The sequence below is a fragment of the Caballeronia arationis genome (assembly GCF_001544975.2).
GTDB lineage: Bacteria > Pseudomonadota > Gammaproteobacteria > Burkholderiales > Burkholderiaceae > Caballeronia > Caballeronia arationis.
In genome coordinates this window covers 11,968-34,793 of sequence record NZ_FCOG02000052.1, presented here as the reverse complement: position 1 = coordinate 34,793, position 22,826 = coordinate 11,968, and the positions used below count along the sequence as shown (strand labels likewise).

Genomic DNA, 22,826 nt, shown 5'->3' with positions numbered 1-22,826 from the left:
CTCTTGACGATCAATTTTCTTGCGCGGCATGAACGTCGAGCTTCACGAGATCGAGCAATTCACGATCACTCAACTCGGTGAGCAGGAGTTCCGCCCCGCCCTCCAGCACGTCATTCACTAACTGCTGCTTCGCTTCGATCAACTGGTCGATACGCTCCTCGATCGTGCCACGGCAGATGAACTTATGCACCAGAACGTTCCTCTGCTGGCCGATACGAAACGCACGATCAGTCGCCTGATTTTCCACGGCCGGGTTCCACCACCGGTCATAGTGGATCACATGCGAAGCGGCGGTGAGATTCAGACCCGCCCCGCCGGTCTTGAGCGACAGCACGAAGAAGGGCGTCAGCTCATCTTCCTGAAATTGCTTGACCAATGCGCGGCGCTTTGCTACCGGGGTGCCACCATGGAGCACCAGACCTTCGCGACCAAAGATTGAACCCAGGAATGCCGCGAGCGGCTCAGTGGTCTCGCGGAACTGGGTGAATACCAGCACCTTTTCCTGCTTGGCGGCAATGACTTCGGCCAGTTGGCGCAGGCGGGCGAACTTGCCGCTGTCTTCCGCCTTCCACGCCGCGTCGCCCAACCATTGCGACGGATGGTTGCATATCTGTTTGAAGCGCATCAGGAAACTCAACACTACACCCTTGCGACCGATGCCTTCGGCGTCTTCAAGCGCGGCGGCCAGATCCTTCACCGCACGCTGATAAAGTGCTGCCTGGCTCGGGCTCAGGTGGCACCAGGCCTTGAGTTCCGTCTTGTCCGGAAGGTCGTCGATCACCCGCCTGTCGGTCTTCAGGCGGCGCAGGATGTAGGGCCGCACGAGCGTTCGCAGCGGACCGAAGTGGTCGGCCTTCGCCAGTCGCCGGGTAAAATTGGCAAAGACTTTGTCTGAGCCCAGCAAACCGGGGTGGGTGAAATCGAAAATGGACCACAGGTCAGACAGGCGGTTTTCGACGGGGGTTCCGGTCAGCGCGATGCGCGATTGTGCCTGGAGCTGCTTGACCTGTCGCGTTTGCTTGGCGCTCGGATTCTTGATCGCCTGCGCTTCGTCGACGACGGCAACGCGCCATTGGATGGTCCCCAATACCGGTTGGCGAAGAAGCGAGCCAAAGCTGGTGATGACGAGATCGATGTCCGCAAGCCACGTGGCGTCCAGCGCACGCAAATCAGCCGCCGGCATGACCGACGGATGGGCGATCAGCAGGCGCAAACCGGGGGCAAAGCGCTCGGCCTCCGCCGCCCAGTTGGACAGCAGCGATGCGGGTGCGACCAGCAGACTGGGGCGCGCCTCGGCGCTTTCGCGCTTCAAAACAAGCAGCAGCGAGAGTACCTGCATGGTCTTGCCCAGGCCCATATCGTCCGCCAGGCACGCGCCCAGTCCGAGCCGCGTGAGAAGGTACAACCATCGCACGCCGGCCTGTTGGTAGGGCCGCAGGCTGGCCTTGAGTTCCGGTCCTGGGCTGATCTGCGCCAGCCCCTCCGGCTGACGCAACTCATGCAAGATGTCGGTCAGCCAAGGCCCTGCAACAAGCTGCGACCAGTCGCGGTCAGCGGGGTCGCCGCTATCGTCGAGCGAGACACCCGCCAGAAGGCGTAGGGCCTCATTAAATGGCAGACCGGCTTCCGCCGCCTTTTCCATGGCCTCGAATTGCTTCAGGAGGCGACTGAGCTTTTTGTTGTCCACCTCGACCCAGCGACCACGGATGAGTTGCAAGCCGTCGGCGCCTTTGAGCAGATCCCTGACCTCGGAGGCGCTAAGACGCTCGCCGTCGAGGGAGACCTCCATGCTGAAATCGAGCAACGCGTCCTTGCCCAGGAGCGAAGGCGGTCGTGCTCCGACGCTGGCTCTCACAAGGGGACGAGCAGGACGGCCCGACTGCCAGACGCTCGGCGCGCGAACGACAATGCCTGCGGTTTCGAGTTTGGGCAGGTCAGAGAGAAAGCGGTGCGCATCAAGCGGCGTCCAGCGCAGCGGATGGTATATCTCGCCTGTATCCACCATTTCGCGAAGCCAATCGCAGTGTTCGGCGGCGCGCTGCACCGGCAGCAGCAGCGATAAGAGCTGCGCCTTGCTCCTGGCTCCCGAAAATTCCGCCAAGGCTTGCGACAGTGGTTGATGCTGCGCCTTGCCATGGGCCGACAAGCGCGAGGTGTAAGTCGCAAGGAAGGCGAACGGTGCCTCCGGGTCCTTGCGGTTCTCAGCGAGATTGAAATGCACCCGGCCGACGAGGTTCCAGGCCGGGTGGCGCGACTTGAGGAAATCCTGCAGTGAGACTTTTGCGCTCGCCAGTTCTTGGTGCAAAGCGGTATTGATCGCGTCCCACAACGTGGCCAGCACATCTGGCGTCAGATACTCCCCGCCCGTCATCGGCGGCGCATCAGCAATCAGGGCATCGAAATCCCTGGTAGCAGGCGCGACCGCGATTTCGCCGCTTTCGGGCGTGGCGCACAAGGCGGTGACATAGCGCGCGGCAAAATCACGCCACCAGGCCCAGGCGGGCGGGAGAATGCGGCCGATTTCCGCCGTTCCGAGATGCAGTAGGCCATGCCCCGCGCCAAGCGCAAAATAACTGCCTAGTCGCGACCGTATTTCCTCCGCCAAGAGTGGCGCGTCGTCCTCCGGCACCGCAAGCAAGTGACCACCGGGCGTCAGGTGTGGCGCGAGCATCTGAGCAGTCAAAAGCGCCCGTCCTGTCGCAGCAAGCGCTGAAGCCGGGTGTTTTCACGGAAAGCGGCGTCGGAATTAACCAGCGCGCCCACCGGCCAAGTGCGGGCTAGGCGAAGCTCCGTTTGTGCCTGATCCGATCGAGTTGCGGGGTGGACCAAACGTCCGGTGTATGCGTGGCCGCGGCGTTGTGCATGTCTTGCCAACTGTCTTCTCATCTGCTGTAGGACAACCTGACTGTTACGTTTCTACTCACAGAAGTTCGCCCCCGCCTCTGCCGCCGGCCAACCGACCTTCAACCTTCGCGGCGGTCCCGGTGAATTTCCGAATTCTGCCAAGAAAGAAAAGATTCACGATCACAGGGTACCAAAACCTGAATCATACGAGACGGTATGCCGATGACGGCGCCGGCCCGAGCGGCGAAAATCAGCTGGCGCGTTTGTTACAAGCGACTAAATGGCAAAGTGTCTCCTTTGGCCTGATCCGACGTCAACGCTACGGAAGGGCCATTAGGTCTGTGTGGTCGTTATCTAAGAAGGGTAAACGCTTGGCTTTTTGTCGCGCAACTGATCGTCTTCGATTGCGAGAAGCGCGGTTTGGGCCAGGTCCGTCTGTGCGCAGCAGCCTTTGACGTGACGCTAATGTTCTGATTTCGTTGGAGTTTCTTAGTTAAAAGCCGCGTCAGTTCCCTGAGGAGAGGTCAACGTTCGATGAATTTCGGCAAGTCTCTCGTCCATTCCCTCCTTGAAATTGTCAAACCTCGTCCATATAATTGGCACTCACCGCACGAGAGTGCTAACAAGTTTGCCGTCCGGTGGCTCCAAGCCCGCCGGTACGGGTTTTCCCGCGTTTCTTCAGTCTCAATCAAGAGAGGAGTGTGTATGAACCTTCGTCCTTTGCACGATCGCGTCATCGTCAAACGTCTGGATCAGGAAACCAAGACTGCCTCGGGCCTCATCATCCCCGACGCGGCAGCCGAAAAGCCGGATCAAGGCGAAATCCTGGCCGTCGGCCCGGGCAAGCGCGATGACAAGGGTACGCAGAACGCCCTCGACGTCAAAGTGGGCGACCGCGTGCTGTTCGGTAAGTACGCTGGCCAGACCGTCAAGGTCGACGGGCAGGAACTGCTCGTGATGCGCGAAGAAGACATCATGGCCGTTCTGGTCAAGTAATCATCCATTAGTACGTTCGGCACGGAGCGCCGGCGATCGATCCCGGATCTCGCCGCGAAAGGTGCAAAAGCCCGCTCCCGCCGATAAAACCGAAACGAATCAAGGAGTTTGAATATGGCAGCTAAAGAAGTCGTATTTGGCGATTCCGCTCGCGCCAAGATGGTCGAAGGCGTGAACATCCTCGCGAACGCAGTCAAAGTCACGCTGGGTCCGAAGGGCCGCAACGTGGTCCTGGAACGCAGCTTCGGCGGCCCGACGGTCACGAAGGACGGTGTTTCGGTCGCGAAGGAAATCGAACTGAAGGACAAGCTCCAGAACATGGGCGCGCAAATGGTCAAGGAAGTCGCTTCCAAGACCAGCGACAACGCCGGCGACGGCACCACGACGGCTACCGTCCTGGCCCAGTCGATCGTTCGCGAAGGCATGAAGTACGTTGCATCGGGCATGAACCCGATGGACCTGAAGCGCGGAATCGACAAGGCTGTGACAGCCGCCATCGAAGAACTGCGCAAGATCAGCAAGCCCTGCACGACCAACAAGGAAATCGCACAAGTCGGCGCGATCTCGGCGAACAGCGATTCGTCGATCGGCGACCGCATCGCCGAAGCCATGGACAAGGTCGGCAAGGAAGGCGTGATCACGGTTGAAGATGGCAAGTCGCTGGAAGACGAGCTGGACGTCGTGGAAGGCATGCAGTTTGACCGCGGCTACCTGTCGCCGTACTTCATCAACAACCCGGACAAGCAAGTTGCCCTGCTCGAAAACCCGTTCGTGCTGCTGCACGACAAGAAGGTTTCTAACATCCGCGATCTGCTCCCGGTACTGGAACAAGTCGCCAAGGCTGGCCGTCCGCTGCTCATCATCGCTGAAGACGTCGAAGGCGAAGCGCTCGCAACGCTCGTCGTCAACAACATCCGCGGCATCCTGAAGACGGTTGCCGTCAAGGCTCCGGGCTTCGGCGACCGTCGCAAGGCAATGCTCGAAGACATCGCCATCCTGACGGGTGGCCAAGTGATCGCCGAAGAAACCGGCCTCACGCTCGAAAAGGCAACGCTGGCTGAACTGGGCCAGGCGAAGCGCATCGAAGTGGGCAAGGAAAACACGACGATCATCGACGGCGCTGGCGAAGCCGCATCGATCGAAGCCCGCGTGAAGCAAGTGCGCACGCAGATCGAAGAAGCAACGTCGGACTACGACCGTGAAAAGCTGCAAGAGCGCGTGGCGAAGCTGGCCGGCGGCGTGGCAGTGATCAAGGTCGGCGCTGCGACCGAAGTCGAAATGAAGGAAAAGAAGGCACGTGTCGAAGACGCACTGCACGCAACCCGCGCAGCTGTGGAAGAAGGCATCGTGGCAGGCGGCGGCGTTGCGCTGATCCGCGCTCGCAAGGCCATCGAAGGCCTGAAGGGCTTGAACGCCGACCAGGACGCAGGCATCAAGATCGTGCTGCGCGCGATGGAAGAGCCGCTGCGCCAGATCGTCACGAACGGCGGCGAAGAAGCCAGCGTCGTGGTGGCGGCGGTTGCTGCCGGCCAGGGCAACTACGGCTACAACGCGGCAACCGGCGAGTACGTCGATCTGGTCGACGCAGGTGTGGTCGATCCGACGAAGGTGACGCGCACGGCGCTGCAAAACGCGGCATCGGTGGCGGGTCTCCTGCTGACGACCGATTGCGCCGTCGCAGAACTGCCGAAGGAAGATGCTCCGATGGGCGGCGGCATGCCCGGCGGCATGGGCGGCATGGGCATGGACATGTAATATCGGCCCGCGCCGGTTTGCATGGAGGGCGCGGGTTCCGATGGAACTCGCGTCATGCCAAAAAGAAAACCCGCATCGGCGACGATGCGGGTTTTTTCATGGGCGCTCGCTTTTTACTTCGACTGCGCCCGCATCTGTTCGGCGACCGCCTTGTAGTCGTAGGTCGGATAGAACTCGGTCGTGTAACCGCCCCATGCAGTATTTTCGATTGCGCGATTCACTTCGCGCAGACGATCGGCCGGCACGCGCAGCGTGACCACCTGACCGATGCCCATCATCACGTACCACGACACCACCTGCACGCCCGGCGGCGGAAACGCCTTGAAGTAGCCTTGTTCTTTCAGCTGTTCGTTGATCTTCGGCAAGGGCTTCGACTGGTCGTGCTTCAGGAAGATCGTGAGCAGAAAGGTGCCGTCGCCGGCGGGCGTGGCGTTCGGCGGCGGCGTCGCATCGGTTTGCGCCGACGCGGGCAGCGTGGCGCACAGCATCGCGGCAAGACTCACGGCTCCAATCCACCTGCGCATCGGTTTTTCCTCGCGTAAGAATCGAAACGTCACCTGTGATGCGGCCGCAGATGCGCGAGCAGATGCAGCGCGTTCGGCTGCGCGGCGCCCTGGGCCGTGTTGTCGAACACACACCACACTTGCGCGCCCTTTTTCGCGCGCTGCTGCAGGGTGTGCGCGAGGTCGTCGAGGTAGGTGTAGTCGTAAGACGATTTGTACAGGTCCGGCGACCCGTGCAGTCGCACATAGACCAGCGACGCGTCCGCGCGATGCCTGATCTCGCATTCGTCGGGGATCGGGTCGGCGTCGACATAGGCGATGTGCTTGGACTTCAAGAGCGCGGCCGCTTCCGTCGTGAACCACGTCGGATGGCGCGCCTCGCACGCCACGGGCACCTGCGTGCGCTCGCGCAGTGCGGTGAAAAACGCTTCGGCGATGTCCGCATCGAACGCGAGGCTCGGCGGCAGTTGCACGAGCCAGCAGCCGAGCTTGTCGCCGAGCGTGCCGGACGTGTCGAGAAACTCGTCGATGAGCGCCTCGCAGCGGACCAGTCGCGCATCGTGCGTGATCGCCTTGGCGAGCTTCACGGAAAAGCGAAACGACGCCGGCACGCTCTGCGCCCAGTTTTCGTATGTCTGGGCGCGGTGCGGCTTGTAGAAGCTGGAATTGATCTCGACGCAGGTGAGCACGTGCGCGTAGCGTTCGAGATGCGTGCCCTCGGCGGGGAAGTGCGAGCCGACGGCGCTCGTCAGGCCCCAGCCGGCGCAGCCGACGCGGATCGCGCCGTGATGGATTGCCTTGTGAAGGTGGGGCAGTCGATACGGCATGCGCTCTCAACGCCTCGTCGTAGTTGGTTTAGTGACGCGCTGCACCCGGCGCGGCTGGCGGCGGCTCGTCCGCGACGGCCTCGGGCGGCGTCGCGCCGTCGGTGTCGTCCATGTCGTTCGAGCGCGCCCAGAAGAAACGGTCCGGCAAATACGCGCCCATACCCGGACGGAACGCGGCGCGGGTCGCCTGGAACAAGTATTCCTGAGCCTCGCGCGCGGCTTCGGCAGGTTCCTGGCCATTCGCGAGCAGCGCGGCGATGGCCGAACCGAGCGTATCCGTCAGGCCCATCATCCGGTTCGCGCTGCGGTCCCACGTGTCCTGCCGCACCTGACCTTCCTCGCTATACAGCGTGTTGACGTGCCGATGCGTGCCAGTCTCCGTCGCGAGGATATATTCGCAGCCCTGCGCGAGCAAATGCGAGATCGCGGCGTCGAGGCTCGGCGCTTCGGCGTCGCCGTCCGGCTGGGCGAGCTGCAGCAGCGTGGCGTGATCGGCGACTAGCATGGTCGTCTGCGGCACGAGCAAGTCGGCGAGCGATTCGCGCAGTTCGTCGGCGGAAAGAACGTGTTCATCGTCGAGTGTGAAGTCGGGTGCGAGGATCAGCGGGATGTCGTCGTAGTCGGCGACCACCTCGGCGATCGCGCTCACGACTTCTGCCCGTGTCGCCGCGCCGATCTTGAACGCGGCAATCGGCATATCCTCCAGCAACATGCGCGCCTGGGTCGCGACCGTGTCCGGATCGAGACCGGTCACCTCGTCGGTCGTGGCCGAATCGCGCACCGTATAGCCCGTCAGCACAGTGACGCCGTGGCAGCCCATGCTCGCGAGCGTCAGCAGGTCGGCTTGCAGACCGAAGCCGCCAGTCGGGTCGGAGAGGCCGAAAGTGAGAACAATCGGAGGCGTGTCGCTGGGCATGACGAAAGCGGGCATGGAAGATCGAAAAGGCGTAAAAAAGCGGCTGGAAGCAACGCAGGCAACTTGGGGCGAAGCGCCGCGCCGGGTGACGAACGAGCCCTGAGTAGCGCGCCCGAGCGTCAGACCAAAACGGTGTAATTGCTTCGATTATGCGGCCTAATCGCACCCGAGGGGCGCGAGAGGGCATTCTTTGCGCACATTTTGCCGAAGATTCGTGCGCGGGTGCGCTCGATCGCCGCCGCTCCTGATAGCGGCGTGGCGGGACGGGTCCGCGGTATGATTTCGCGCTGTCGCGACGGCATGAGGAAGCGGTCCCAAGGGCCGGGAACGCCCGGCCGGAAGGCCCGTTGCTAGGCATCGGGGCGGCAACACGGTACCATCATGTCCTTAATTTCAACCGACCATTCGACTCGGCATAAGCATGGAATACAGAAGCTGGATGTGCCTGATCTGCGGCTGGATCTACGACGAAGAAGCGGGCCTGCCCGAAGAGGGCATCGCGCCGGGCACGCGCTGGGAGGAGGTTCCGATCAACTGGACCTGTCCCGAGTGCGGAGCCCGCAAGGAAGACTTCGAGATGGTCCAGATCTGAGCCGGCATCGCGAGCCGGCACCGATGCCGCGCCGCATGACGTCAACGTCATGCGGCGCGCGTCTTTTGGGCGTGCGCTTTTGTTGCGGCCTGCGTTGCGCGTTTTTGTTGCGATGAGGGAAACGTCGGGTACCCCGCGACGCAAACGATCGAACCCCATTCGCCTGATTTAGGCTTACGCTTGAGTACCGGCCCGACGTCGGAAGAGTAGGGCCGAAGGGCCCGCGGCCCGTTTGAAGTCCGGTTTGAGCCCGAGTCGGGGCCGCCCCGGCTGGCCTGTTCGGTCCGGCTCAGCCATGATGCAGTTCAACCCGCGCGCGGCCGAGCGCCGCGAAACGGCACGTGAGCGCTTCCATGACCATTCGACCCGACCTGCCCGATTTGTCCGTTGCGTTCGAAGCCTTGCCGAATCCGCGCGGCGGGTCGGTGCGCAGTGCCGAAATGGCGCTCGCCGACGCGCTGCACGCCTTCCAGCGCCAGGGCGATTCGGCCGCGGCACTCAAGCGCGCGATCAACGCGCTGCACGCCGCCGGCTGGCTGCCGGCGCAGCGTTTCGCGGAGACTCTGGCGCTCGTCGCGCCGCTCGGCGACGACAGCGACGCCAGCCGCGCGCGCATCGCTGACACGCTGCGCGTGTTCGGCGCGGCGGTCGAACGGCGCAACTTGCGCGAACTCGCGTGCTCGACCGTTCTCTTCGACCACTATCGCGCGCTGCATGCGCTGCTCGCCGCGCACACGCGCGTGACCCCGGTTTCCTTCGACGATCTCGCGCTCGCCGGCCGCGCAATTCCTCCCGCGACGCTGCGCGCGATCGCGCCCGAGCGGCTCGCGCGGGTCCGGGCGCGCTACGAAGAGGCGCTGCTCGCCGTGCTGCGCGCGCCGTCGGACAATGGCGACGATGCGTTCGCGCGTCTCGATGCCTGTCTCTCCGATCTCGCGAGCCCCGATCCCTACGACTTCTGGCGTCTCGCCGTCGCAACCGTGCGTGCCTTGCGCGAGCGCGCGAAAAGCGCCCCGACCGACACGCCCGCCGCCGACGCCCGCCGTCTCTATGCGCGCTTCAACCTCGTACTGGCGGATCAGGCGCATGCGTCGTCGTATGCTCCGAAGTCGCTGGTGCGCGCGACGCTCGCGCTGCTCTGGCGCGACTTTGCGCTCTTCGGCGCGCGCCCCGAGGACGCAGCCCACGTCGACGTCCTGCGCGACTACGGCCTGACGGTCGCGTGGCATATCGCCGCGACGCAGGCTTCCGAGACGGTCTGGGAGCAGGGCGCGGCAGAGGCGGGCGAAGCCGCGACCCGCGATGCGGCCACGCGCGACCTCGGCGTGCTGCGCGTAAACGCGGCGGCCTACGAGGATTTCTTGCAGAGCGCGGAGGTGTCGATCGACGGACTGATCGAGCGGGGCGGAGCGGCGCGCGAAACGGGCAGCGTCGATACGGATGCGGCGCTGCATGCCGCCGATGCGGCCTATCGGTTGGGCGCGGCGGCGTGTTCGCTCGGACTCGGGCACGTCGCGCTGCTCGCGGACACGCTTGGGCTCGCGTGGCGGCGCATCGCGTATGAATTCCAGACCCACACGCTCGATGCCGCAATTCCCGAGCGCGCCGCCGAAACGCTGCGCTCGATGCTGCACCAGGCGGCGGCGGGTATCGCGCCGGCCGAGGGGCGCGGCTCGGTGCTGTCGCTGATCGCGATGATCGAGCGGCAGACGGCGGTCGCGCGCTAGCGTTCGTTGCGTGCGCCTTTGACGACGTCATAGCGGGCGAGCGTCGTCTTGCGGGCCGTTTCGTGATCGACGATGGGCAGCGGGTAATCCGCGCCGAGCGCGATTTTGGCGGCCGCGAGCGCGTCGGGGCTGGCGCGCCACGGCGCGTGAATGTCCTTGTCCGAAAGCGCCGCCACCTCCGGCACGTAATGGCGGATGAACTTGCCTTTCGGGTCGAACTTCTCCGACTGCGTAACCGGATTGAAGATGCGGAAGTACGGCTGCGCGTCGCAGCCACTCGACGCCGCCCACTGCCAGCCGCCATTGTTCGACGACAGTTCGAAGTCGTTGAGCAGCGTCTCGAAGTACGCTTCGCCGCGCCGCCAGTCGATTCCGAGATCCTTCGTCAGAAAGCTCGCCACCACCATCCGCAGACGGTTGTGCATGTAGCCCGACTGGTTGATCTGCCGCATCGCGGCATCGACGAGCGGATAGCCCGTCCGGCCTTCGCACCACGCGGCGAAGTGGGCGTCGGCGGCGTCGCCGGTTTCCCACTTGATGCGGTCGTACTCGGGCTTGAATGCGCGATGGTCGCCGGGCACGCCCACCTGCGGGAAATGGTGCAGCACGGAAAAATAGAAGTCCCGCCAGACGAGTTCCGAGAGCCACGTTTCGGCGCCGCGATTGCCGTGGCGCTGCGCGTCGTGCGCGCTGCGGGCGAGCGCGCGGATCGAGATCGTGCCGTGCCGCAAATGCACGCCGAGATAGCTCGGCCCCTTCACCGCGGGGAAATCGCGCGTGCGCTGATAGTCGGACATGCGGTCGCGGAAGTCGTCGAAGAGACTCAGCGCGCCGCTCGTGCCCGCCGGCAATGCCGGCGCATGTCTGGCGCTGAAGCCGAGCGCATCGAGCGAAGGGATTACGTGCTTCACACGCGAAGGCGGTTTCGCCAGCGCGGAAAGCGCGTCCTCCGACGCATACGGCTTGAGCGTATCCGGCGTGAGTGTCGCGAGCCAGTTGCGTTTGTACGGCGTGAACACTGTGTACGGCTTGCCGGCGCCCGTCAGCACGTCATCGTGATCGAAGATCGTCTGGTCCTTGAAGGTGAAGAACGCGGCGCCCGCGCCCGCCAGCCTCTCGGCGACCGCAACGTCCCGCGCCTTCGCCGACGGCTCGTAGTCGCGGTTGGCGAACACCGCCTGCGCACCGCATTCGCGGGCGAGCGACGGGATCTCTTCAAGCGGCGCGCCGTGGCGCACGATCAGGGAGCCGCCCGCGTCGCGCAGGGCCTGGTCCAACTCGACGGCGCTCGCGTGGATGAACGGCACGCGACGATCGTTTTTCGGCAACGGCGCGAGGATTTCGCGGTCGAAAACGAAGGCGCACAGCACCCGGCGGCACCGCGTGAGTGCGTGATAGAGTGCAGCATGGTCTGCCACGCGCAGGTCACGCCGAAACCACACCAGCCCCAGATCAAAGTCGGCCATCTCGCAGCGCCTTTGGTAAAATTCCGAATTATGTCCAAGACTTCCGATCGCATCAATTTGACGAATCAGTTCCTGATCGCCATGCCCAGCATGGCCGATCCGACGTTCTCGGGAACGGTCGTCTACCTTTGCGATCACAGCGAACGCGGTGCGCTCGGCCTTGTGATCAACCGGCCGACCGACATCGACCTGCAGTCGCTCTTCAATCGCATCGACCTCAAGCTCGAAATCGAGCCGCTCGTCCATCTGCCCGTCTACTTCGGCGGGCCGGTGCAGACCGAACGCGGCTTTGTCCTGCACGAAGCGGGCGAGGGCGAGCCGTACACCTCGTCGATGAGCGTGCCCGGCGGCCTTGCAATGACCACCTCAAAGGACGTGCTCGAAGCGGTCGCGAGCGGCAAGGGGCCCGAGCGGTTCCTCCTCACGCTCGGCCACGCCGGCTGGGGCGCGGGGCAGCTCGAAGAAGAAATCTCGAAGAACGGCTGGCTCACCGTCGAAGCCGATTCGCGCATCATCTTCGACGTGCCCGCGGAAGATCGCCTCGAAGCGGCGCTCTCGCTGCTCGGCGTGTCGCGTTCGATGCTCTCCGGCGAAGCAGGCCACGCCTGATGGCCCACGCATGAACCGGGCCGCGACTCTCCTCGCCTTCGATTACGGCGAGAAGCGTATCGGCGTGGCCGTCGGCAATACGTTGACCCGGCAGGCGCGCGCGCTCGTCGTGCTCGAAAACCGCAATCGCGAATATCGCTTCGAAACGGTCGGCAAGCTGATCGACGAGTGGAAGCCGAATGCCGTCGTGGTCGGCCTGCCGCTGCATCCGGACGGCACGCCCCACGACATGACGCAGCAGGCGAAGCGCTTCGGCAATCAGGTCAACGGGCGTTTCAACGTGCCGGTCAGCTGGGTCGACGAGCGCTATTCCTCCGTCGACGCGAAAGCGCAACTGAAGGCGGGCGGCGTGCGCACCAACGCTCGCGGCCGCTTCGACGACATCGATGCCGAAGCCGCCCGCGTCATCCTCCAACAATTTCTAGACGGACTGTCCGACGATCATGAGTTCCATTGACGCCGAAGCGCTCTATCGCGCGTTGCTCGACCAGATTCGCGCGGCTCATGGCGAATCGCTGAAGGAAGCCGACGGCGCGGTGCTCTGCGGCATCTACAGCGGCGGCGCGTGGCTTGCCGGGCGGCTCGCGAAGGATCTGGGCGCGAAGGAATTCGGCGTCGTGAACGTGTCGCTGCATCGCGACGATTACGCCAAGAAGGGCCTGCACAGCCAGGCGAGCCCGACGTCGCTGCCGTTCGAAGTCGACAACCGCCGGATCGTGCTGATCGACGACGTGCTCTCGACCGGGCGCACCGTGCGCGCAGCCGTCAACGAGCTTTACGACTATGGCCGTCCGGCTTCCGTCGATCTCGCCGTGCTCGCCGATCGCGGCGGGCGCGAATTGCCGATCGCGGCGCGCTTCGTCGGCGGCGTGGTGGAAGTTTCGGCCGACGCGGACCTCGTGCTCGCCAAACGCGACGACGGCACCTTCGCCTTCACGACCGAAGCGCGCGCGAGCCAGGCATAGGCGCACAGCATCACCATCGACTCATTTGAAATAACCCGTCAGGACTGAAATGAACACCGCCACTCAGGGTTCTGCCGAAAGCAGCACGCCGGACAACGAATCCGCGCGCGCCTCCGACACGTTCAGGTACGGCTTTCTCAAAGGCAATCCCCAGCTCACGAAGAACGGCGAGCTGAAACACTTGTTGACCATCGAAGGGCTGCCGCGCTCGATCGTCACGCATATCCTCGATACCGCTGAGCAGTTCGTGAGCGTCACCGACCGCGAAGTGAAGAAGGTGCCGCTGTTGCGCGGCAAGTCGGTGTTCAATCTCTTTTTCGAAAACTCGACGCGCACCCGCACCACGTTCGAGATCGCTGCCAAGCGGCTCTCGGCGGACGTGCTGAACCTGAACATCAACGCGTCGTCGACGAGCAAGGGCGAGTCGCTGCTCGACACGATCAACAACCTTTCCGCGATGCACGCCGACATGTTCGTCGTGCGCCATGCTTCGAGCGGCGCGCCGTATCTGATCGCCGAGCATTGCGCGCCGCACGTGCACGTGATCAACGCGGGCGACGGCCGCCATGCGCACCCGACGCAAGGGCTGCTCGACATGTACACGATCCGCCATTACAAGCGCGACTTCACGAAGCTGCGCGTGGCGATCGTCGGCGACATCCTGCATTCGCGCGTCGCGCGCTCGGACATTCACGCGCTCACCACGCTCGGCGTGCCGGAAGTGCGCGCGATCGGTCCGCGCACGCTCTTGCCGGGCAACCTCGAACAGATGGGCGTGCACGTCTATCACAACCTCGACGAAGGGCTGAAGGGCGTCGACGTGATCATCATGCTGCGTCTGCAGAACGAGCGCATGAGCGGCGCGCTTCTGCCGTCGGCGCAGGAGTATTTCAAGAGCTGGGGCCTGACGCCCGAGCGACTCGCGCTCGCCGCGCCCGATGCAATCGTGATGCATCCGGGACCGATGAACCGCGGCGTTGAAATCGATTCGCAAGTAGCCGACGGACCGCAGTCCGTGATCCTGAATCAGGTGACGTTCGGCATCGCGGTGCGCATGGCGGTGATGGGCATCGTCGCGGGCAACAGTGACTGACAAAGACAATATGAAGATCCAGATTCAGGGCGGCACGCTCATCGATCCCGTGGCCGGCACTGAGCGGCAAGCGGACGTATTCATTGCGGCGGGCCGGATCGTCGGCATTGGCCAGGCGCCCGCCGACTTCAGCGCGGCGAAGACAATCGACGCGAAGGGACTTTCGATCGCGCCCGGCTTCGTCGACCTTTCTGCGCGGCTGCGCGAGCCGGGCTTCGAGCACAAGGCGACGCTCGAATCCGAGATGGCCGCGGCCATCTCGGGCGGCGTGACGAGCCTCGTGTGCCCGCCGGACACCGATCCGGTCCTCGACGAGCCCGGTCTCGTCGAGATGCTCAAGTTCCGCGCGCAGAAGCTGCATCAGGCGCATGTGTATCCGCTCGGCGCGCTGACCGTCGGCCTGAAAGGGCAGTCGATCACCGAAATGGTCGAGTTGACGGAAGCCGGTTGCATTGGCTTCTCGCAGGCCGACAATCCCATCGTCGATACCCGCACGCTGCTGCGCGCGCTGCAATACGCGACCACTTACGGCTACACCGTGTGGCTGCGCCCGCAGGACGCGTACATGGCAAGCGGCGGCGTCGCGGCGAGCGGGGCAGTGGCCTCGCGGCTCGGGTTGTCGGGCGTGCCGGTGTCGGCGGAAACCATCGCGCTGCACACGATTTTCGAACTGATGCGTGTCACGGGCGCGCGCGTGCATCTGTCGCATCTGTCGTCGGCGGCGGGCGTCGAACTCGTGCGCGGCGCGAAGGCCGAAGGGATCGCGGTGTCGTGCGACGTCACGATCAATCACGTCCACCTGACCGATATCGACATCGGCTATTTCGACTCGCAATATCGCCTCGATCCGCCGCTGCGCTCGCAGCGCGATCGCGAAGCGATCCGCGCGGGTCTGGCCGACGGCACGATCGACGCGATCTGTTCCGACCACACGCCGCTCGACGACGACGAAAAGCTGCTGCCGTTCGCCGAAGCCACGCCAGGCTCGACGGGCCTGGAACTGCTGCTTTCGCTGACGGTGAAGTGGGCGCGCGAGGCGAAACTGCCGCTCTCGAAGGCGCTCGCACGCATCTCGTCGGCACCCGCCGACGTGCTGAAGCTGCCGGCGGGACGCATCGCAATGGGCGCCGTCGCCGATCTTTGCGTCTTCGATCCGGCGGCGGACTGGCTCGTCGATCCGCGCAAGCTGAAGAGCCAGGGACGCAACTCGCCGTTTCTCGGCTACGAGCTGCCGGCCCGGGTACGCGCGACGATCGTCGCAGGCCACATCGCCTTTGAGACCCGCTGACGATGCGGCTCGCCTGCGCGAAGCTGCGTCTCGTCGTCCACTTGCTGCACGGCATGTGGATCGTCGCGACGCGTTTTCCGCGCGCTTCCGACCACGCGCGGCGCGAGATGAACCGCGCGTGGTCGCTGAAGATGCTGCGGCTCGCGGGTATGCGACTCGTCGTCCATAACGACGAAGCGCGGCTCGACGCCGGCGTGCTGGTGGTCGGCAATCACATCTCGTGGATCGACATCTATGTGATCAACGCGTGGCGGCCGACGCCGTTCGTCTCGAAGGCGGAGATCCGCAACTGGCCGGTGGTCGGCTGGCTCGCGCAGCAGCTCGGCACGGTGTTTATCCAGCGCGAGAAGCGCAGCGACGCGAAGCGCATCATGCACGAACTCGCAAACCGCCTGATGGCGGGCGAGATGATGTGCGTGTTCCCGGAAGGCACGACGTCGAGCGGCGAAAAGCTGCTGCCGTTTCACGCGAACATGTTTCAGGCGGCGGTGTCGGCGTCGTGTCCGGTGCAGCCGGTGTGCCTGATGTACGAGGACGCGAGCGGCCGGCAATCGACGGCGCCCGCCTATATCGACGACATGACCCTCGGCGATTCGGTCGACCTGCTGCTGCGCGGCGCGCCGCTGACCGCGCATCTCTACGTCTGCGACGCGCTCGCGCCGGGCGCGAACAGGCGTCTTCTGGCAAGCGAGGCGCAGGCGGCGATCGAAGTGGCGTTGCACCGCATGCGCGGCGAGGCGCCGGCGCAGGTTGTCGCGCCGGCCTCGGTCGATACCGATGATGGCACGCTGCCGTCGCAGCGGACCGCCTGATCGTCAGCCTTTCATCGCGCAACTGACCTGCGTCACGACGCGCTCGGCCGGATCGGCGGCGAGCCGCACCGCCGACAGCTTGTTTCCCCACACGCATCCTGAATCGAGGCACAGCACGTCGTCGCGGACCATAAGGCCGAGCGCGGCCCAGTGGCCGAACACGATCGTCACGTCCTGCGTGCGGCGTCCCGGAACGTCGAACCACGGCATGTAGCCGGGCGGCGCGGCGTCGGGGCCGCCGTTGTTCGCGAATTCCATCGCGCCTTCGGCGGTACAGAAGCGGATGCGCGAGAGCGCGTTGTACGTCACGCGCAGCCGGTCCGCGCCCGTGAGCGAATCGTCCCAGCGATGCGGCTCGTTGCCGTACAGCGACGCGAGCGTCTCCTTCCACTTCGGCCCGCGCAGCGCCTGTTCCAACTCGTGTGCGAGTTCCAGCGTCTTCGTGACGTCCCACTGCGGCAACACGCCCGCGTGAACCATCAGCAAGCCATGCTCAAAGTGCGCGAGCGGCTTGTGGCGCACCCAGTCGATGAGATCGTCCGCGTCTTTCGCGGCGAGGATCTCGTCGAGCGTGTCTCCTTTCTTCGGCTTGCGCAGGCCGGCCGCGACCGCGAGCAGGTTCAGGTCGTGGTTGCCGAGGACGACGGTCGCGCGGCTGCCGAGCGCGATCACGTCGCGCAGGGTATTGAGCGACTCCGGGCCGCGGTTGATCAGGTCGCCGGCGAACCAGAGCGGGGTGTCGTCGGTGGGAGCGAGCCTGCGAAGGAGACGTTTGAACGGCGCGCGGCAGCCTTGCAGGTCGCCGAAAGCGAGGGGAGATGGGGCGGTCGGGAGAGCGTCGGTCATTGGGTAAGCGTGTGCCGGGTTCCGGGCGTGGCGGTCATTATGGGGCACGGGACGATTCGTCGCCGCCCGTGTCAAAACCCCGTCGCCCGTCCAGTTACAACTTTGAAACTGCCAATACGCAGCTGTTTCAAGTTGTTAGGTGTGTAGTTTTTGCACTGTGGGGCTTTATAATCAGTGTCTAATCAAGACGGCGCGTGCAGTTCCGGTTTTCGGTCGGATTTGCCTTGTGTGACGCCGCGCGCGCTCGAGTTGCGCAAATTTTTCCACGTCTACGACGGTTCTTTCGGCAACATCAGCGAAAAGGGCCGCAAAGAGGGCTTCTATGATTCTCGTAACGGGCGGTGCCGGCTTTATCGGCGCCAACTTTGTGCTTGACTGGCTGCAGGGCTCGGATGAAGCGGTTGTGAACGTCGACAAGCTGACGTACGCCGGCAACCTTGGCACTTTGAAGCCGCTGCAGGGCAATCCGAATCACATTTTCGCGCGCGCCGACATCTGCGACCGCGCCGCGATGGATGCGCTGCTAGCCGAACACAAGCCCCGCGCGATTCTCCACTTCGCCGCCGAGAGCCACGTCGACCGTTCGATTCACGGTCCGGCGGATTTCGTGCAGACGAATGTCGTCGGCACGTTCACGCTGCTCGAAGCGACCCGTTCTTACTGGAGCGCGCTGCCCGAAGATGAAAGGCAGGCGTTCCGCTTCCTGCACGTTTCGACTGACGAAGTCTTCGGCTCGCTGTCCGCCACCGACCCGCAATTCTCCGAGACGACCCCCTACGCGCCCAACAGTCCGTATTCGGCGACGAAGGCCGGCTCCGACCACCTGGTGCGCGCCTATCACCACACGTACGGCCTGCCGGTCCTCACGACGAACTGCTCGAACAACTACGGTCCGTACCAGTTCCCCGAGAAGCTGATTCCGCTGATGATCGCGAACGCGCTCGCGGGCAAGCCGCTGCCGGTCTATGGCGACGGCCAGAACGTGCGCGACTGGCTGTATGTCGGCGATCACTGCAGCGCGATTCGCGAAGTGCTCGCACGCGGCACGCCGGGCGCAACGTACAACGTGGGCGGCTGGAACGAGAAGAAGAATCTCGAAGTCGTGCATACGCTGTGCGATCTGCTCGATCGTCTGAAACCGAAGGCGGACGGTTCCTATCGCGATCACATCACGTATGTGAAGGATCGCCCGGGTCATGACCGCCGTTATGCGATCGATGCCCGCAAGCTCGAACGCGAACTCGGCTGGAAGCCGGCGGAGACTTTCGAAACCGGTCTCGCGAAAACGGTCCAGTGGTATCTGGACAACCAGGCGTGGGCAGACGAAGTGGCTTCCGGCGAGTACCGGAAATGGGTCGAGACGAACTACGCGCAGCGCGCGTGAGGGGCTGACGATGGCGCGCAAAGGCATCATCCTCGCGGGCGGCTCGGGCACGCGGCTCTATCCGATCACGCATGTCGTGTCGAAGCAGCTGCTGCCTGTCTACGACAAACCGATGATCTACTACCCGCTCTCCACGCTGATGGTGGCGGGCATCCGCGACGTGCTCATCATTTCCACGCCGCAGGACACGCCGCGCTTCGAGACGATGCTCGGCGACGGCAGCCAGTGGGGCATGAACATACAGTACGCGGTCCAGCCGTCGCCGGACGGGCTTGCGCAGGCGTTCATCATCGGGCGAGACTTCGTCGGGAACGATCCGTCGGCGCTGATTCTCGGCGACAACATCTTCTACGGTCACGATCTCGCGAAGCAGCTCGAGAGCGCTGATTCGCGTACCGATGGCGCGACTGTGTTCGCGTACCACGTGCACGATCCGGAGCGTTACGGTGTGGTCGAGTTCGACCGTCAGTTTCGCGCGCTGTCGATCGAGGAGAAGCCCGCGAAGCCGCGATCGAATTACGCGGTAACGGGCCTTTATTTCTACGACAACCAGGTTTCCGACATTGCCGCCGATATCAAGCCTTCCGCGCGCGGCGAACTCGAGATCACGGACGTCAACTCGCGCTATCTGCAGCAGAAGAAGCTCGACGTCGAGATCATGGGACGCGGCTATGCGTGGCTCGATACCGGCACGCACGATTCGCTGATCGAAGCGGCCACGTTCATCGCGACGCTGCAGAAGCGGCAGGGGCTCGTGGTGGCTTGTCCGGAAGAGATCGCATATCGCCAGCAGTGGATCGGCGACGAGCAGTTGCTCGCGCTCGCCAAGCCTCTCGCCAAGAACGCCTACGGTCAATATCTGCTCAATCTTCCGAAGGACCAAGTCGCATGGCCATCCAAGTAACCGCTACGGCGCTGCCCGAAGTCAAGATCATCGAGCCGAAGGTTTTCGGCGACGCGCGCGGATTTTTCTACGAGAGCTTTAATGCTCGCGAGTTTGCCGAGCAGGTGGAAGGCGGCGTCGAGTTCGTGCAGGACAACCATTCGCGTTCGGCGAAGGGCGTGCTGCGCGGGCTGCATTATCAGATTCAGCATCCGCAGGGAAAGCTCGTGCGCGTGGTCGAAGGCGAGGTGTTCGATGTCGCCGTCGATATTCGCAAGAGTTCGCCGAACTTCGGGAAGTGGGTCGGCGTGAATCTGTCGGAAGAGAACCATCGGCAGTTGTGGGTGCCGCCGGGGTTTGCGCATGGGTTCGTCGTGTTGTCGGAGTCGGCGCAGTTTCTCTATAAGACCACCGATTACTGGTATCAGGCGCATGAGCGCAGCATCGTCTGGAACGATGCGGAGATCGGGATCGAATGGCCGATCGACTTCGAGCCGTTGCTGGCTGCGAAGGATGCGGCGGGGAAGCGGTTGTCCGAAGCCGATTGCTTCGAGTGAGGACGCGATGACGAATCCCGATCAACGAACCATTCTCCTGACTGGCATCAACGGTCAGGTGGGTTTCGAACTCGCGCGCAGCCTTCAGGGGCTCGGGCGCGTCGTCGCGCTCGACCGAACCGGTCTCGATCTCGGCGACCTCGGCCAGATTCGTCGTGTCGTGCGCGACCTGAAACCTTCGCTTATCGTGAACCCGGCAGCTTATACCTCTGTAGACAAAGCCGAGAGCGATGTCGAGGCCGCGATGCGCGCCAACGGCGAGGCGCCTGGCGTGCTCGCTGAAGAGGCGAAGCGCCTAGGCGCCGCACTCGTGCACTATTCGACCGACTACGTGTTCGATGGCGCCAAGGACGGTGCTTATGTCGAGGACGACGCGGTCAATCCGCAGAACATTTATGGCAAGAGCAAGCTCGCGGGCGAGCAGGCAATTGCGGCGTCGGGTTGCGATCATCTGATTTTTCGCACGAGCTGGGTGTATGGCACTCGTGGCAAGAACTTTCTGCTGACGATGTTGAAGCTAGGTGCCGAGCGGCCCGAGTTGCGTGTGGTCGCGGACCAGATTGGCGCACCCACGTGGTCTGTCACGATCGCGGCGTTGACTGCAAATGTGCTTTCGCAATCAATCGTGACTGGCGAGGACTGGTGGGCTGCGAAATCGGGCGTGTATCACCTGACGGCTGCAGGATCGACTTCGTGGCACGGGTTCGCGCAAGCGATCTTCGATATTGCGATGGTCGCGTCCGGACCGAAGGTCTTGCCGATTCCGGCTGGTGACTATCCGGTTCCGGCGAAGCGTCCCGCAAATTCGCGCATGTCGCACGACAAGCTTGCTGAGCACTTCAGCCTCAGACCGCCTGCATGGGACGAAGCATTGCGCATTTGTCTGGGTGGGGCGCTACCGGTAGGCAAAACGGCGGGAGGCGCGTTATGAGCATCCGCCGTTCGGCGCTTCGGGGATGGGCGCACGCCTGCGCGGCTGGGCGTAAGTTCTCGATTGCGGGGCGATGTGGGTAACAACTCGCGGCGATCGGGTATTGTCGTCGTATTCTATCGGCCCGACGGCGATTGCGTGAAGCGTGCAAACCATCTCGCCGAATTCGCACCATGCGTGGTCGTCGACAACACAGAAGGCGTTCATCATGCGCAGGCGCTCGGGCTGGATCCAAGGGTTACGTATGTCGCGAACGGCGCGAATCTCGGTATCGCCACAGCGCTCAATCGAGGCATTGACGTCTTGCTCGAAAAGGGATGCTCGAGCGCGCTCCTCTTCGACCAGGATAGCGAACCTTCGGCGCATCTGCTGTCGGAGCTGCCGCGCACACTCGGCGAAGAACTGGCGTCCGGCGCGCGTGTTGCGCTCGTCGGGCCCGCTTATGAAGATGTGCGCCTCGGCGGCGTCACTCCTTTCGTACGTTTCGGCTACTGGAAGCTGCAACGCGTGCCGCCCGTCGGTACACAGCCGATCGAAGTGGATTTCCTGATCACGTCGGGATCATGTATCAACTTGGCGGCGTGGCACGATATCGGTCCGATGGAAGATCAGTTATTCATCGACTTCGTCGACCTCGAATGGTGTATCCGGGCGCGCTCGAAAGGATACGCGGTACTCGGCGCGCCGGCGTTACGGCTCCAGCACTCGTTGGGCGGCCAGCCTGTTGTTGTTTTTGGGCGCGCTTATCCGAGTCACAGCCCGCTTCGGCACTACTATATGTTTCGAAACGCCATTGCGCTGATTCGGCGCAGCTATGTTCCATGGAGCTGGAAATCCACGGAACTCGTCAAGTTTCCCGGGCGTCTCGCGATTTATGGACTTTTCATGCGGCCACGTGCGCGCCATCTGGGCATGTCCGTGCTGGGCATCTGGCACGGACTGACTGGACAGATGGGCGCGTTGCGCGAGCGCTGAAGGTCCTGTTGCGGCGCGCGCGAGTTCGATCCGTCACAAACGGCAACCGCAGTCATTCTTCTGATATTCAATGTTTAATCTTGCACTTGTCGATTTGAAACAAAGTATCGCTTCATGGCGACTTTGGACCCTTCTGGGCTGGCTTGAGGTACGGCAACGCTATGCTCGTTCGCGGCTCGGACCGTTCTGGCTGACCATTAGCATGGGCGTGATGATCGGTTCGATCGGCGTTGTCTACGGTGCGCTCTTCGGCCAAAAAATGAGCGACTACCTGCCCTTCCTGGCGATTAGTCTGGTTTTGTGGACAATGCTCGCCAGCACCGTCGCCGAGGGAAGCAATGCTTACATAGTAAGCGGCACCTACATCCGTCAGGCCTCAACGCCAAAGCTCATCTACATTCTGCAAGTCGTGTGGCGGAACATGGTGATCCTGGCACACAATTTCCTGATCGTCGTGATTCTGCTTGCGGCGTACGGGGTGAAGAGCTGGGAAACACTGCCCATCTTCATTCCCGCCCTGGTGATCTATGTACTTAACGCAATGTGGATCGCTATGGTGGCGTCGCTGCTTTCGGCGCGCTTCCGCGACTTGCCGCAGATCATCCAGGCGCTGATCCAGATCGCGTTCTACGTCACCCCCGTGCTGTACCGCCCGAATTCGCTGACGCGCTTTGCGTTCATCGTGGAATGGAATCCGCTGGCGCATCTGCTCAGTCTTGTGCGCGAGCCGCTGATCGGAGAGGTGCCGAGCCTCCTAACCTGGGGAGTGTGCATTGGCATGGCCGTGGTCGGCTGGCTGATTGCACTGACATTGACGAGCCGCTACCTGAAGCGCATCCCGTACTGGATTTAAGAAA

General features: G+C 63.4%; 22 protein-coding genes. 16 read left to right on the top strand and 6 right to left on the bottom strand.

The genetic code is table 11. The features are described from left to right. Positions 1-10 precede the first annotated feature (10 nt). Positions 11-2,671, bottom strand: a complete 2,661-nt coding sequence (locus AWB81_RS25545; protein WP_062639334.1) for a DEAD/DEAH box helicase — start codon at positions 2,669-2,671, stop codon at positions 11-13. 878 nt (positions 2,672-3,549) lie between these two features. On the opposite strand from AWB81_RS25545, the gene AWB81_RS25540 reads away from it, so the two are divergent. Together AWB81_RS25540 and groL are read left to right on the top strand one after the other, a co-directional pair. Further along, a complete protein-coding gene (locus tag AWB81_RS25540) occupies positions 3,550-3,840 on the top strand; it encodes a co-chaperone GroES (RefSeq protein ID WP_025527889.1) in 291 nt (96 codons plus the stop codon). Positions 3,841-3,954: 114 nt separating this feature from the next. Next, positions 3,955-5,595, top strand: coding sequence for a chaperonin GroEL (groL, locus tag AWB81_RS25535; RefSeq protein ID WP_062639333.1), 1,641 nt, complete (start codon positions 3,955-3,957; stop codon positions 5,593-5,595). A gap of 113 nt (positions 5,596-5,708) precedes the next feature. Here groL and AWB81_RS25530 read toward each other — a convergent pair whose 3' ends face one another. From AWB81_RS25530 to thiD, 3 genes are read right to left on the bottom strand one after another with little or no spacing between them, the layout of a single operon-like run. Continuing rightward, positions 5,709-6,119: a hypothetical protein gene (locus tag AWB81_RS25530; RefSeq protein WP_062639332.1), complete on the bottom strand. Its 411-nt coding sequence runs from the start codon at positions 6,117-6,119 to the stop codon at positions 5,709-5,711. Between the two features lie 29 nt (positions 6,120-6,148). Further along, on the bottom strand, positions 6,149-6,925 hold the full coding sequence (locus AWB81_RS25525; RefSeq protein ID WP_062639331.1) for a DUF72 domain-containing protein: 777 nt from the start codon (positions 6,923-6,925) through the stop codon (positions 6,149-6,151). Positions 6,926-6,953: 28 nt separating this feature from the next. Continuing rightward, positions 6,954-7,841 (bottom strand): bifunctional hydroxymethylpyrimidine kinase/phosphomethylpyrimidine kinase, encoded by an 888-nt coding sequence (thiD, locus tag AWB81_RS25520; protein WP_062639343.1) that lies wholly within the window; start codon positions 7,839-7,841, stop codon positions 6,954-6,956. Between the two features lie 421 nt (positions 7,842-8,262). Between thiD and AWB81_RS25515 the strand changes: the two genes are divergently transcribed. Both AWB81_RS25515 and AWB81_RS25510 read left to right on the top strand, forming a co-directional pair. Continuing rightward, positions 8,263-8,433 (top strand): rubredoxin, encoded by a 171-nt coding sequence (locus AWB81_RS25515; RefSeq protein WP_062639330.1) that lies wholly within the window; start codon positions 8,263-8,265, stop codon positions 8,431-8,433. Between the two features lie 353 nt (positions 8,434-8,786). After that, on the top strand, positions 8,787-10,160 hold the full coding sequence (locus tag AWB81_RS25510; protein WP_062639329.1) for a hypothetical protein: 1,374 nt from the start codon (positions 8,787-8,789) through the stop codon (positions 10,158-10,160). Here AWB81_RS25510 and AWB81_RS25505 read toward each other — a convergent pair. Next, complete coding sequence (locus AWB81_RS25505) at positions 10,157-11,626, bottom strand: cryptochrome/photolyase family protein (protein WP_062639328.1); 1,470 nt, start codon at positions 11,624-11,626, stop codon at positions 10,157-10,159. The two genes, AWB81_RS25510 and AWB81_RS25505, sit on opposite strands and share 4 nt — an antisense overlap. Before the next feature lie 30 nt (positions 11,627-11,656). Here AWB81_RS25505 and AWB81_RS25500 point away from each other — a divergent pair, with 30 nt between their 5' ends. The 6 genes from AWB81_RS25500 to AWB81_RS25475 are packed head-to-tail and all read left to right on the top strand — an operon-like array spanning position 11,657 to position 16,393. Beyond that, positions 11,657-12,235 (top strand): YqgE/AlgH family protein, encoded by a 579-nt coding sequence (locus AWB81_RS25500; protein WP_062639327.1) that lies wholly within the window; start codon positions 11,657-11,659, stop codon positions 12,233-12,235. A gap of 10 nt (positions 12,236-12,245) precedes the next feature. Further along, the gene (gene ruvX, locus AWB81_RS25495) at positions 12,246-12,692 is read left to right on the top strand and encodes a Holliday junction resolvase RuvX (protein ID WP_062639326.1); all 447 of its coding nucleotides are present in this window, start codon (positions 12,246-12,248) and stop codon (positions 12,690-12,692) included. Beyond that, entirely contained in the window at positions 12,679-13,200 is a 522-nt protein-coding gene (pyrR, locus tag AWB81_RS25490; protein ID WP_062639325.1) for a bifunctional pyr operon transcriptional regulator/uracil phosphoribosyltransferase PyrR, read from the top strand. The genes ruvX and pyrR overlap by 14 nt, the downstream gene beginning before the upstream one ends. A 49-nt stretch (positions 13,201-13,249) precedes the next feature. Further along, positions 13,250-14,293, top strand: a complete 1,044-nt coding sequence (locus tag AWB81_RS25485) for an aspartate carbamoyltransferase catalytic subunit (RefSeq protein WP_062639324.1) — start codon at positions 13,250-13,252, stop codon at positions 14,291-14,293. Positions 14,294-14,303: 10 nt separating this feature from the next. Then, complete coding sequence (locus AWB81_RS25480; RefSeq protein WP_062639323.1) at positions 14,304-15,581, top strand: dihydroorotase; 1,278 nt, start codon at positions 14,304-14,306, stop codon at positions 15,579-15,581. Positions 15,582-15,583: 2 nt separating this feature from the next. Next, positions 15,584-16,393 (top strand): lysophospholipid acyltransferase family protein, encoded by an 810-nt coding sequence (locus AWB81_RS25475; protein ID WP_062639322.1) that lies wholly within the window; start codon positions 15,584-15,586, stop codon positions 16,391-16,393. A 3-nt stretch (positions 16,394-16,396) separates the two neighbouring features. Here AWB81_RS25475 and AWB81_RS25470 read toward each other — a convergent pair whose 3' ends face one another. Then, positions 16,397-17,239, bottom strand: a complete 843-nt coding sequence (locus AWB81_RS25470) for a symmetrical bis(5'-nucleosyl)-tetraphosphatase (protein WP_062639321.1) — start codon at positions 17,237-17,239, stop codon at positions 16,397-16,399. Between the two features lie 322 nt (positions 17,240-17,561). Between AWB81_RS25470 and rfbB the strand changes: the two genes are divergently transcribed. From rfbB to AWB81_RS25440, 6 genes are all read left to right on the top strand, one after another. Next, entirely contained in the window at positions 17,562-18,623 is a 1,062-nt protein-coding gene (rfbB, locus tag AWB81_RS25465; RefSeq protein ID WP_062639320.1) for a dTDP-glucose 4,6-dehydratase, read from the top strand. Positions 18,624-18,633: 10 nt separating this feature from the next. Then, positions 18,634-19,527 carry a glucose-1-phosphate thymidylyltransferase RfbA gene (gene rfbA / locus AWB81_RS25460; protein ID WP_062639319.1) on the top strand — a complete coding sequence of 298 codons (894 nt, stop codon included), beginning with the start codon at positions 18,634-18,636 and terminating at the stop codon, positions 19,525-19,527. Next, the gene (rfbC, locus tag AWB81_RS25455; protein ID WP_062639318.1) at positions 19,512-20,063 is read left to right on the top strand and encodes a dTDP-4-dehydrorhamnose 3,5-epimerase; all 552 of its coding nucleotides are present in this window, start codon (positions 19,512-19,514) and stop codon (positions 20,061-20,063) included. The genes rfbA and rfbC overlap by 16 nt, the downstream gene beginning before the upstream one ends. Before the next feature lie 7 nt (positions 20,064-20,070). After that, positions 20,071-20,994, top strand: coding sequence for a dTDP-4-dehydrorhamnose reductase (gene rfbD, locus AWB81_RS25450; RefSeq protein ID WP_062639317.1), 924 nt, complete (start codon positions 20,071-20,073; stop codon positions 20,992-20,994). Between the two features lie 63 nt (positions 20,995-21,057). Further along, positions 21,058-21,969 (top strand): glycosyltransferase family 2 protein, encoded by a 912-nt coding sequence (locus AWB81_RS25445; RefSeq protein ID WP_062639316.1) that lies wholly within the window; start codon positions 21,058-21,060, stop codon positions 21,967-21,969. Between the two features lie 70 nt (positions 21,970-22,039). Continuing rightward, positions 22,040-22,822: an ABC transporter permease gene (locus AWB81_RS25440; protein WP_062639315.1), complete on the top strand. Its 783-nt coding sequence runs from the start codon at positions 22,040-22,042 to the stop codon at positions 22,820-22,822. Positions 22,823-22,826: the final 4 nt, after the last annotated feature.

Bases quoted from the DNA above. Each gene is read 5' to 3' on its own strand.
- AWB81_RS25545 (WP_062639334.1), bottom strand. From the start codon at position 2,671: ATGCTCGCGCCACACCTGACGCCCGGTGGTCACTTGCTTGCGGTGCCG.
- AWB81_RS25540 (WP_025527889.1), top strand. From the start codon at position 3,550: ATGAACCTTCGTCCTTTGCACGATCGCGTCATCGTCAAACGTCTGGAT.
- groL (WP_062639333.1), top strand. From the start codon at position 3,955: ATGGCAGCTAAAGAAGTCGTATTTGGCGATTCCGCTCGCGCCAAGATG.
- AWB81_RS25530 (WP_062639332.1), bottom strand. From the start codon at position 6,119: ATGCGCAGGTGGATTGGAGCCGTGAGTCTTGCCGCGATGCTGTGCGCC.
- AWB81_RS25525 (WP_062639331.1), bottom strand. From the start codon at position 6,925: ATGCCGTATCGACTGCCCCACCTTCACAAGGCAATCCATCACGGCGCG.
- thiD (WP_062639343.1), bottom strand. From the start codon at position 7,841: ATGCCCAGCGACACGCCTCCGATTGTTCTCACTTTCGGCCTCTCCGAC.
- AWB81_RS25515 (WP_062639330.1), top strand. From the start codon at position 8,263: ATGGAATACAGAAGCTGGATGTGCCTGATCTGCGGCTGGATCTACGAC.
- AWB81_RS25510 (WP_062639329.1), top strand. From the start codon at position 8,787: ATGACCATTCGACCCGACCTGCCCGATTTGTCCGTTGCGTTCGAAGCC.
- AWB81_RS25505 (WP_062639328.1), bottom strand. From the start codon at position 11,626: ATGGCCGACTTTGATCTGGGGCTGGTGTGGTTTCGGCGTGACCTGCGC.
- AWB81_RS25500 (WP_062639327.1), top strand. From the start codon at position 11,657: ATGTCCAAGACTTCCGATCGCATCAATTTGACGAATCAGTTCCTGATC.
- ruvX (WP_062639326.1), top strand. From the start codon at position 12,246: ATGAACCGGGCCGCGACTCTCCTCGCCTTCGATTACGGCGAGAAGCGT.
- pyrR (WP_062639325.1), top strand. From the start codon at position 12,679: ATGAGTTCCATTGACGCCGAAGCGCTCTATCGCGCGTTGCTCGACCAG.
- AWB81_RS25485 (WP_062639324.1), top strand. From the start codon at position 13,250: ATGAACACCGCCACTCAGGGTTCTGCCGAAAGCAGCACGCCGGACAAC.
- AWB81_RS25480 (WP_062639323.1), top strand. From the start codon at position 14,304: ATGAAGATCCAGATTCAGGGCGGCACGCTCATCGATCCCGTGGCCGGC.
- AWB81_RS25475 (WP_062639322.1), top strand. From the start codon at position 15,584: ATGCGGCTCGCCTGCGCGAAGCTGCGTCTCGTCGTCCACTTGCTGCAC.
- AWB81_RS25470 (WP_062639321.1), bottom strand. From the start codon at position 17,239: ATGACCGACGCTCTCCCGACCGCCCCATCTCCCCTCGCTTTCGGCGAC.
- rfbB (WP_062639320.1), top strand. From the start codon at position 17,562: ATGATTCTCGTAACGGGCGGTGCCGGCTTTATCGGCGCCAACTTTGTG.
- rfbA (WP_062639319.1), top strand. From the start codon at position 18,634: ATGGCGCGCAAAGGCATCATCCTCGCGGGCGGCTCGGGCACGCGGCTC.
- rfbC (WP_062639318.1), top strand. From the start codon at position 19,512: ATGGCCATCCAAGTAACCGCTACGGCGCTGCCCGAAGTCAAGATCATC.
- rfbD (WP_062639317.1), top strand. From the start codon at position 20,071: ATGACGAATCCCGATCAACGAACCATTCTCCTGACTGGCATCAACGGT.
- AWB81_RS25440 (WP_062639315.1), top strand. From the start codon at position 22,040: ATGTTTAATCTTGCACTTGTCGATTTGAAACAAAGTATCGCTTCATGG.